4 protein-coding genes are annotated in these 11,292 nt (G+C 26.8%); all 4 read left to right on the forward strand.

Annotated elements, in window-relative coordinates; genetic code table 11:
• Nucleotide 1: 1 nt before the first annotated feature.
• The 4 genes from AC1XWJ_RS00170 to AC1XWJ_RS00185 all read left to right on the forward strand — a co-directional run bounded on the left by AC1XWJ_RS00170 (nt 2) and on the right by AC1XWJ_RS00185 (nt 10,906).
• Nucleotides 2-2,614 (forward strand): DEAD/DEAH box helicase family protein, encoded by a 2,613-nt coding sequence (locus AC1XWJ_RS00170; protein ID WP_483333741.1) that lies wholly within the window; start codon nt 2-4, stop codon nt 2,612-2,614.
• A gap of 807 nt (nt 2,615-3,421) precedes the next feature.
• Nucleotides 3,422-6,055, forward strand: a complete 2,634-nt coding sequence (locus AC1XWJ_RS00175) for an AAA family ATPase (protein WP_483333743.1) — start codon at nt 3,422-3,424, stop codon at nt 6,053-6,055.
• Between the two features lie 20 nt (nt 6,056-6,075).
• Nucleotides 6,076-10,092: a UvrD-helicase domain-containing protein gene (locus tag AC1XWJ_RS00180; RefSeq protein WP_483333744.1), complete on the forward strand. Its 4,017-nt coding sequence runs from the start codon at nt 6,076-6,078 to the stop codon at nt 10,090-10,092.
• A 376-nt stretch (nt 10,093-10,468) separates the two neighbouring features.
• Entirely contained in the window at nt 10,469-10,906 is a 438-nt protein-coding gene (locus tag AC1XWJ_RS00185) for a GNAT family N-acetyltransferase (RefSeq protein ID WP_483333746.1), read from the forward strand.
• Nucleotides 10,907-11,292 lie beyond the last annotated feature (386 nt).

Genomic DNA, 11,292 nt, shown 5'->3' on the forward strand with positions numbered 1-11,292 from the left:
TATGAATAGAACATTTTTATATGAAACAGTAGATAACCTTAGAGAATATGGAAATGACATTGATATTCCTGAAATAATTAATACAGGATTGTCTAAAAAAATAGTATTACGTAAGTATCAATTAAACGCTCTTAAAAATTTTATTTTATATTTGGAAAATGAGAAAATAAAGAAGGATGAATTATATACCTTATTTCATATGGCAACAGGAAGTGGTAAAACAGTAATAATGGCAGGTCTTATTCTTTATTTATACACAAAGGGATATAGAAAATTTTTGTTTTTTGTAAACCAGACAAATGTACTTGAAAAAACAATTGATAATTTTACAAACACACTTTCAAATAAGTATTTGTTTAATGAAGTAATTGAACATTTAGGAAATAAAATTAAAATAAAAAAAGTTGAAAATTTCAGTGGAAACGTATTAGACAATGATATTGAAATTGTTTTTACAACAATACAAAAACTTCACAAAGATTTATCCGAACCAAAAGAAAATTCTATAACATATGAAGATTTTGAAAATAATAAAGTTGTGTTTATATCAGACGAGAGTCATCACATTAATTCTTTAACTAAAAAACCTACTAAGGCTGAAGAGGAAGTTAAAGAAAGTTGGGAAAACTCTGTAATGAAAGCTTTTAAAAGAAATAAAGATAATAATATTATGCTCGAATTTACAGCAACTTGTGATTTAAAAGATGCAAATGTTCTTAAAAAATATGAAGATAAGATTGTCTTTAATTATCCTTTAATCTCATTTAGAGAAAGTGGTTATACGAAAGATTTTCAAAATTTTGCAACGGATACTGATTTATGGACTAGAACTTTAATTGCTTTAGTTATGAGTGAATATAGAAAATTTTTATTTGCAGATCTTAAGTTAAATATAAAGCCTGTAATAATGTTAAAATCTCAAAAAATTGCAGAATCAGAAGCTTTTTATGCTGATTTTTTCAAAAGGATTAAAAATTTAACTACAGATGAAATTAAAAGTTTAGGATTAGTAGGCGTTGAGGTTTTAAATAAGGCTATCGAATATTTTGAAGAAAAAGATGCTTCTTTAGGAATATTAGAACATTCTATTAAAAGTTCATTTACAGAAGATACTTCTATTATTATGAATGGTTCATCTGATAATAATAAAGAAAATCAATTGTTGGTTAACTCTCTTGAAGATAAAGATAATCCCATTCGATTAATTTTTGCAGTTGATATGCTAAATGAGGGTTGGGATGTATTAAATCTTTTTGATATTGTTCGTCTTTATGATACAAGACAAGGAAGTGGAAAAGCAGGTAAAATTGGTACATATACAATTAAGGAAGCACAATTAATTGGTAGAGGTGCTAGGTATTGTCCGTTTGTTGATGGAGATGAGGAATTAAAGTTTAAGCGTAAGTATGATGTAGATTTAGCAAATAAAAATCGTATTTTAGAAACGATGTATTTCCATAGTAAAAATGATTCTAAATATATTTCAGAATTAAAACAGGCATTAATTGAAACAGGACTTCAAGCACCAGCTCCAATTACATTAGAGTGTAATTTAAAAGCAGATTTTAAAGATAGTGAATTTTACAAAAAAGGTTATGTATACTCAAATAAAAGGATACCTAAAGGACGAGATAATATTACGTCAATTGAACCTAGTATGAAAAAAAACACTTATTATTATACAGCTGTTTCCGGCAGAGGGAATATCATCAATTTATTTGGAGATGAAGCTAAACATGTTAATGCAATAGGTGATAAAACTGAAAGTATTAAATTCAAAGAAATAAATTTAAATATTTTGATGGGAGCTAGCGAATACTTTGAAGAATTAAGATTTGATGTTTTAAAACAAAAATATCCAAATTTAAAATCTAAAGTAGAATTTTTTACTTCGGATAATTATATAGGAAATTCTAATCTTGAAATAACTTATTTTAATGATGAGCTAAAAGGTAAAGATATATTTTTAGCTGTGAAAAAAGCATTAGTTTCGATATCTTCTCATGTGAGTTCTTTAAAACAGGAATTTGTTGGATCTCCAGAATTTACACCTAGAATGTTAAAAGATGTATTAAAAGATAAAAAAATATATATGGAAAAAATTGATTTTAACGGAGGCAAAGGTGATTCACAAAACAATTGTTCTAAAGAAAAATATAGACTAGATTTAACAAAAGAAAGTTGGTATGTGTTTAATGATAACTATGGAACAAGTGAAGAAAAATTATTTATCAAGTATTTTAAAACCAGTATAAAGCCTAAACTAAAAGAAAAAGATTTAGAATATTATGTCGTCAGAAATGAAAGAATACCCGAACTTGCTATCTATTCATTTGAAGCTGGAGAAAGGTTTGAGCCAGACTTTTTATTGTTCGTTAGAAAAAAACAAATTGATGGTCATTTGACATATCAAGGGTATGTTGAGACTAAAGGAAAACATTTGTTAAAACAAGATGTATGGAAAGAAAGTTTTTCTTTAGAATTAGAAAAGCAGGCAACAACAAATGGACTATTTGATAATAATTATAGAATAATAGGCTTTCCATTTTTTAACAAAGAAAAGAAAATTGATGAGTTTGAAAAATCAGTAGATGAATTAATAAAAAAATTATAATATTTTTTAATATTAACTAAATAGTAGATATATTGTATTTGGATAAAGGAAACAAATTAAACATTCTATTTTTAAAGATAATATAAATATATAAAGAAAATTATTTATCTGTAATAAAAAATTGTTCTAAAAATTTAAAGAATGTAATAGAAATAGATAGGGTTATCAATGAATTTATTTTCTCTAGAATAGTTAATACAAAATTTAAAGAGTAATAAAATAATCCTACCTAATAAACAACACTCTATTGCATCAAAATATATTAAAAAATATCTATATATAAAATAATATTTATAATTTTAGTAACGATATGTTCGTTGTATTTTACTAACTAAGGTGATTGTATCAATTAATATACAATATTTGCAGTTAACTTACAGTTCGTATGTAGTGTAGTTTCTTTAAAAATTTTGTATATTTTGAAATATGTTATTAGGAATATTAGCAATTGAAGTTTGCTGTGATTCATATTTTAAATTTATAAATCATATAAAATTATTTAACAATGCTATGATAAATAATAAAACTTACTTAGTCATAGAAATTTTACTTACAACCTTAGTTTGTAGTATTACAAACAAAAACATCAAATATTTAGAGTTTTTTACTCATTTATAATAAATTCAAAATATCATACATCAATGAAAAGATGTATGATATTTTTTATACTTGTTATAAACATAGATTACTTCAAGGTTTTAATAAATAATTAAATATTTTTTAAAAAAATTTTCAATCTAGCTATTTACGTGAAACGGGAATTGGGCTTATAATTACATTACAAAATTAAAAAAGGAGATATGTCCAATGTCAGTAAAAAAAATTAATGAGAATTATAAAGTAAGTAGACAATTAAAAGAAGCTATGTTTAATTTAGAAAATATTGTTGCTAATAAAGATTATAAGGTAATAGAAACTCAAGATATTTTGATGGCAGTATTGTCTGTACAGGATACTGGTATAGGATATGCACTTGGTAACTATTCAATTACTAGAAGTCAGTTGCAAGCGGAGTTGGATAAAAGTGAGAGAAATTATGATATTGAAGCTAGTGATAAGATTAATGAATTATATAATGCTAGCTTAATAGGGAGAAGACGTGTTAGAGATAAGATAGTATCTTCGCCTATTACACTAATTAAAGAACAAGAAACTAATAATTTTTTAGCAGAATGCGAAAAATATCCTTTATCAGAATTATCAAAACAAATTTTTGATTTTGCAGAAGAAATGAGGGTACAGAATACTCCAGACGGCGTAATTGATTCTTATTGGTTATTGATTGGTATGGCACAAGAACCGATTTCTAACGCTCATAGTGTCATTACTAAACAATATATAGCGAATGGGAATTATTGTTCAGAAGATACTTTAAAAGAAACTTTTTCAACATTTGGTTATAGACACAGAAGAACTTGTGATGGAAAATTAGAAAACGAAAGAGAAGAGAAAGCTATACAAGATTCCCAAATTTTTAATAAACTTAATAATCCAAACTATTCTATTCTTGAAGATATTTCAACAGATTTAACTCTTAGAGCCAGAAATTCTGAATTAATGAAAGTTATAGGAAGAGATGAGGAAATTCGCAAGATTGAAATTGCATTAACTAGGCGTGATAAAAATAATGTTGTGTTATTAGGAGAAGGTGGTGTAGGTAAATCAGCTATTGTTGATGGTTTAGCCAATAAAATTGTTAGTGAAGAAGTACCGTCACTAAGAGGGAAAAGAATATTGCAGTTTAGTATGAATAGTTTATATAGTGTTACTCGTGGAAGTAATGATAGAGCTATTTTGAGATTTATTGAGGAAATTAAACGTGAGAAAGATATAGTATTATTTGTTGATGAAATTCATATGTTAGGTAATAATAAATCATTAACAGATGCATTTAAACCTATTATGGCTAGAGGAGACTTTAGAATTATCGGTGCAACTACACCTAATGAATGGAGAGATAAAATTTCACATGATAAAGCATTAGTAAGACGTTTTGAACAAATTGTAGTTGATGAACCCAATATAGAAGAAGCAATAGAAATTGTCAAAAATGTATCACCAGTTTATGAAAACTATCACCATGTTAATTTTATAGAAAATTCAATAGAACTTTCTGTACGCTTGGCTAAAAAATATTTAAAAAACGAAAAATTGCCTGATTCTGCACTAACTATCCTAGATAATGCTGGAGCATTAATACGAATTGAAGCAAAACAGGAAGTTGAGCTGCTTTCTGCTTATCAAAAACAAATTAATAAGCTTAAACAAGATTTAAAAGAAGCAGAGAAAATTGAGTATAATGAAGTAGAGGTTGATAAAATTAGAAAGAAAATAAATGATTTAGTAATCACTTTCGATAAGTCTAGAAATGATTTTACTACTAAAGAGTATTCATTAAAAGTTAATGACAATATGATAAAAAAAGTAGTAGAGCAAAAATCTAAAACAGAAGTTAGTTCGGATGATTTAAATGTAGGAGAGAAAGCACAGGAGTTAGAAAAAATTAGACTTGTTAATCTAAAAGATACATTATCAAAGAGAGTAATAGGTCAGGAAGAAGCAATTAACACTGTTTCAGAAGCAGTTATAAGAGCTAAAACTGGATTTAGAAATCCAAATCGTCCGATAGGAGTATTTCTTTTCTTAGGTACTAGTGGGGTAGGAAAAACTGAAACTGCTAAAGTACTATCTAAAGAATTGAGTGGTTCAGAAAGAGATCTCATAAGGTTTGATATGTCCGAGTATCAGCAGCCACATGAAGTTTCAAAATTAATTGGAGCCCCTCCAGGATATGCTGGTTATTATCAAGGAGGACTTTTAACGTCAGCAGTTAGTAGTAATCCAAATGCAGTTATTTTATTTGACGAGATTGAAAAAGCTCATCCTAAAATTTATGATCTTATGTTACAAGTTTTTGATGATGGACATTTGACAGATAGTCAGGGTAATAAAGTTGATTTTACAAATACAATAATTATTTTAACTTCTAATTTAGGACTTAAAGGTATTGCTCAAAACAGTAATGCTGGATTTGAACGATCTAATAATATAGCAACAGATGATAAACTTATTCATAATGCGACTATGAAAGCTGTTAAAGAATTTTTTAGGCCAGAATTGTTAAATAGAATTGATAATATTGTATCATTCAAATCGTTCACTAAGGAAGAAATTAAAAAAATTACGAGTCTATTGTTGCAAAAAGAAAAAGAATTGATAGAAGAGCAAGGATACAAAGTAGATTTTAGCAACAAGGCGATAGAGTTAATCTCTAATTTAACTTATGATCCTATAAATGGAGCTAGACCAATTAGACGTGAAATTACTAAGTTGATAGAAAATCCATTATCAGAAAAAATAATTAAAGGTCTGATAAAAAAAGGAGATAGAATAAAAGTTGGCGTTAAATATGGAAATTTAGATTTTAAAATTAGTCAATAAAATAAATAGGAGGATTTAAGATGAATAACTTAAATTTTAATGAAGAATACAACAAGTTAAATGATTTACAAAAGGAAGCCGTAGATAGTGTTGAAGGTCCTGTAATGGTAATTGCAGGGCCGGGAACAGGTAAGACTCAGATATTATCAAGAAGAGTTGCTAATCTTATGGTAAATCATAATGCTAAACCTGAAGAAATAGTTTGTCTTACGTATACAGAAGCAGGTGCATCTGAGATGCTTGATCGTTTAAGCAACTTAATTGGAGAACAAGGAAGAAATGTTCGAGTGTCAACTATTCATTCTTTTTGTAACGATATAATCTTAGCTAATCCAAATAAATTCGGAGATAGACCAAAAATTATTTCTTATATAGAAAAATATGAAATTCTAAGGGAAGTTATGGATGAGTACATAAGAGAAGGACATAAATTATATAGAAGTTCTGGTAAGAGATATAATGATAGAGATCGTATACTAAGTTTATTTGAAAAAATGAAAAGAGAAGACTTAAGTAAAGATGATATAAGAAATGAAGTTAATGAACATATTAAAGAAATTGAATTTTCTGAGCCTGGCGAAGAACTTTATAAAACATATAAATATAGAATAAGCAGAGGGGAGAATAAAAAAGGAGATTTTAAAGTAGATTTTTTTGATTTAGAAGATAAGTTTAACGTTTTATTATCCGCAACAGATATTGCCGAAATATACCAAAATATTATCGAAGAGAAAAATTATTTTGATTTTGATGATATGATAAGATGGACGATAGATGTATTTAAGGAAGATAAACAATTTTTAAAAGAAATATCTAACGACATAAAATATCTTTTTGTTGATGAGTTTCAAGATACTTCAATTATACAAAATGAATTGCTAGATTTATTAATGTCAGAAAATCAATCTAAAAATATATTTGTAGTTGGTGATGATGATCAAAGTATTTATCGTTTCCAAAATGTGAGTGAAACTAATATCATTGATTTTGATACTAAATATAATCCTAAAAAAATAGTTTTGGAAGCAAATTATCGTTCTGCTCAACATATTATAGATGCAGCCACTGCAATAATTCGTAAAAATAAAAACAGAGAAGATAAAAACTTAATCGCATCAGGTCAAAATAAAGATTATGTGGGAGATAATGTTACTTTAACCGAATATGAAACTGAAAGTGAAGAGATGTTAGGAACGTTAGCTCGTATTAAAGAACTTATTGCTAATGATGTATCACCTAATGAAATAGGGGTAATATATGGACGTAATAATTACGGAGAAAATTTTGCAAAAGTATTATTAGAAAACGGTATATATGTTGACGTTAATAAAGATAGTAATTTATTTGAAGATCCTTTTGCTCAGAAAATATTAGCTATTTTGCGTTATATCGCTAAACCTAGTAGAAATATAAATCAATTAAGAAATATTCTTTATTTTGACTTTTTTGAACTTTCTTTAGAAGATCTTCTTGCGATTAGAGATATAAAAGAATATAAAGATATTAATATTAGTCGAATAAAAAATATAGATAAAAAATTAGAGAAGTTACGTATAAAGTTAATAAAATCTAAAAAACATTTGCCAATAACGTATATATTACAAAGTGTAATGAGAGAATTTGATATTGATAGCTATGTAATGCAGTCAAAAAATAAATATCATTTAGTGGCTGTTTGGAGAGAACTTTATAATATAATGTCATTAGAAATGGCTATAAAACCTACAATTACTTTAGGTGAATGTTTAGTGAATGTAGATATGTTAAATGTTATGGAGATAAAATTACCTATCGAACAAGCCGGAGTATCATCTGACAAATGTGTTCAACTTATGACTGCCCACGGATCAAAAGGTCGTGAGTTTGATTATGTGTTTATGTTAAAATGTCAAGATGGAACAAACAAAACAGGAAAAAAAAGTAAATGGCCTGGAGGAGAAAATAATAGTACTACATTTAAATATCCTCCTAGCATATCTGGTAATGAAGATAATGAAAAGGAACTTAAAGAAGCTGAAGATCGTCGTTTGTTTTATGTAGCGATGACAAGAGCTAAAAAAGAATTACATTTATCCTATAGCAAAAAATCTGATGGAAAAATATCAGAAGACAAAAGAACTCGTTTTATTGATGACTTAGAAGGATATTTAAGTAATATAGACGAATACACAAAAGACAATGAGTACGTTGCTAATACAGGGTATATGCTACCTAAAATTCCACAGGAAATAGTTGATGATATTGTTAAAGATATTAATATAAGTGCAAGTCTTTTAAACAGTTTTTTGAGTTGTCCATTAAGTTTCTACTTTAATAAAGGTCTTTCTCACGAAGCACAAAGTAATGAGTCAATGAGCTTTGGAAATATTGTTCATAGAATATTCGAAGAAATTTATGGCTTTAATAGTGGTGACGCAACTGAGTTATCTTACAAAGATGTATTATCAAAAGAAAAAACATTACAATTATTTAAAGAAATATACGAAAAAGAATCAAAAAACTTTTTGACAGAGCGTATACGTAGAGATAATAAGTTAAGGGGAATTAATATTATTAATAACTTTTATGAGAAAGGATATATTAATTCTGGAATAATCGCAGTTGAGAAAAAAATACCAAATATTAGATTAGGGGATATTAACCTAGATATTTTTAAAGATAAAGATATTGAAGACATTAGGCAAGGATTGTTAAAATTTAAGGATTTTAAAATAACTGGTAAGATTGACAAAATAGAGTTAGAAGATAATAATATTACAATTACAGACTATAAAACAGGAAATCATGACAATAAAGTCAAAAAGAAAATAAATAAACCTGAAAATAATGAGGATATAGGAGGAAATTATTGGAGGCAAGCTGTTTTTTATCATATCCTATTAACAAATTCAGAAATTGACACGACAGATAAGAATATTAAAGTTAATTATATTTTTGTTGAAGGAGAAAGGAAGAAACCCGGAGATATTAAAGAAGAAGTTATAGAAGTAACAGCTAATGATGTTGCAATAGTATTAAGGCAAATTATATATTGTCTTGAAAAATTAACAAATGGTGATTTTAATTGTAATGGGGATCATGCTAATAATGAATATGATTGTGAGTATTGTGGCAAATATTTGTTAAACGCTAATATTATTTATGATGATCTTAATAAAGTAGAGATAGCTACATTTAAAGAAACGGTAGATAAGCTAGATAGCTTGAGTGTTAGTAGCTTAAATAAATTTTTAAATTGTAATAATTGCTTCTATTTTGATAATGTTTTAAAACTTACAGAAGCTGCTGGATTATCATCAGGGAAGAAAGAGCATAAGGAAAAAATAAAAGTTAATCATGCACCAACAGGAGCAGTTTTTGGAACAGTTATGCACGAAACAATGGAAGCAATTTATAGAGATAATCTTAATCTTGAAGATGCAATAAAAGTATTTGATAATTCGCTTAACATTCACGAAACGGAGATTATTGATATAATGTCTGCTGACGATTTAAGAAGTTATGGACATCATTTAATAAATAATCTTTTTGAAGAATATATTCCTAACAGTCGTAAAGATGTTTTGCTAGAAGGAAAAATTAATGCCACTTTGGATGATAAGTATGCAATTAATGGAATTATTGATAAAATAGAATTTGATGGAGATGTTATAAGAATTGTAGATTATAAAACTGGCTCAGAGTTAAGAGGTGTGGAAGAATTAGAATATGATAGAGACTATTGGCGACAAGCTGTATTTTATAACATAATGTTAAAAGAAAATCCTCAAGTATCTATCGGAAATAAAATTATTTCAATAGATATTGAAAATAAAACTATTCAAACTAGATACGTATTCTTAGACGATACTACTAACACTTCTGGTTATTCTGTTCATGACATTGAAGTTACTGAAGAAGATATAGAAAAAGTAAAATCACAAATAAAAGAATTTTGGGACACAGTAAGAACAGCTAATTTTAATTCAGGATGTCAAAAAGAAGATTGTGATTATTGTAAATTAAGTAAGTTTGTTGATTTTAATTTACTAAAATAAAAATAAATGTATTATACTCAATTATTATCAAATTTTGGTAATATTTGAGTATTTTTGTATTATTAAATAAAAAAGTACTTGAATTAAAGTGTACTTTAAGTGGAAATATAATTATATACTTAATAGTGTATTAGTAAATCATTAGATTTACTGTTTATTGTATGCATCACGTTTTAGAGTAGTGAAAGTGTAGATTTTTATACTAAAGATATGATAAAATAAACTATATTTTGAAAAAATCAAACAATAATTAGAGAGTTTGTTTATGAGAAAAATAAAAAAAGGATTGTGTAGTCGTTATTGAGATAAGAGTTATAAAAATCCTGATTTGTATAACTGCTATGGAAATATAAATTTGAAATTATGAGGCGATAAAATGATTAGAAATATAAAAAAAGAAGATGCTCAAGCCATACAAGAAATATGCCATATTTCTTTAGGATATAAAGCTTCTACTGAGTTAGTGCTTAGGCAAATAGTTCGACTATCTAATGATATAAATAATCATTGGATTTATGTTTATGAGGATGAGGATTCGCATAAAGTTGTTGGTTTTATACATGCTGAAACTTATGAGAGTCTTTATTCGGATTGTGGTTTAAATGTTATGGGATTAGCTGTTTTGCCAGAGTTTCAAGGAAAAGGTATTGGAAAGAAACTGATGGATTACTTAGAAGTGAATGCCAAAAAAAATTCAGTTCAATTTATTAGATTAAACTCAGCAGAAACAAGGATATCGGCACATAAATTCTATGAAAATATTGGATATATATGCGATAAAACGCAAAAGAGGTTTATTAAAATTTTCGATTAACCAAATTCTAGTTTTTAGAACTGCTACGGAAAGATAAAAAGCACATTTATAAATAATGGATAAATTTTTTAATGAAGAAGGTAGTTTATTTCGGAACATTTTACTAATCTTGTATGATAATTGAATTTTACTAGATTATTTTAAAGCCCACAGCCCAGTGGGCTTTTTTGGTAACTAAAAAGTGTCTATTATTTTTTGAAAAATATTAAAAAATTGTCGCTAAATATACTATATATAAAGTGTTTTATTAGTGTAGAAACGTTGTTATATCAAATGTTTAATACGATTATATTATACCAATTTAAAATATGTTGAACTATTTATAGCACTAATGCTGATATTGTAGTATAATGAAAGGTAGCAAATTTTTTGAAAGTAGATATATT

Source organism: Gemelliphila sp. 1F1 (assembly GCF_056897515.1).

What these genes read in the sequence shown, in the direction of transcription:
- AC1XWJ_RS00170 (WP_483333741.1), top strand. Translation starts at nt 2, where the DNA reads ATGAATAGAACATTTTTATATGAAACAGTAGATAACCTTAGAGAATAT.
- AC1XWJ_RS00180 (WP_483333744.1), top strand. Translation starts at nt 6,076, where the DNA reads ATGAATAACTTAAATTTTAATGAAGAATACAACAAGTTAAATGATTTA.
- AC1XWJ_RS00175 (WP_483333743.1), top strand. Translation starts at nt 3,422, where the DNA reads ATGTCAGTAAAAAAAATTAATGAGAATTATAAAGTAAGTAGACAATTA.
- AC1XWJ_RS00185 (WP_483333746.1), top strand. Translation starts at nt 10,469, where the DNA reads ATGATTAGAAATATAAAAAAAGAAGATGCTCAAGCCATACAAGAAATA.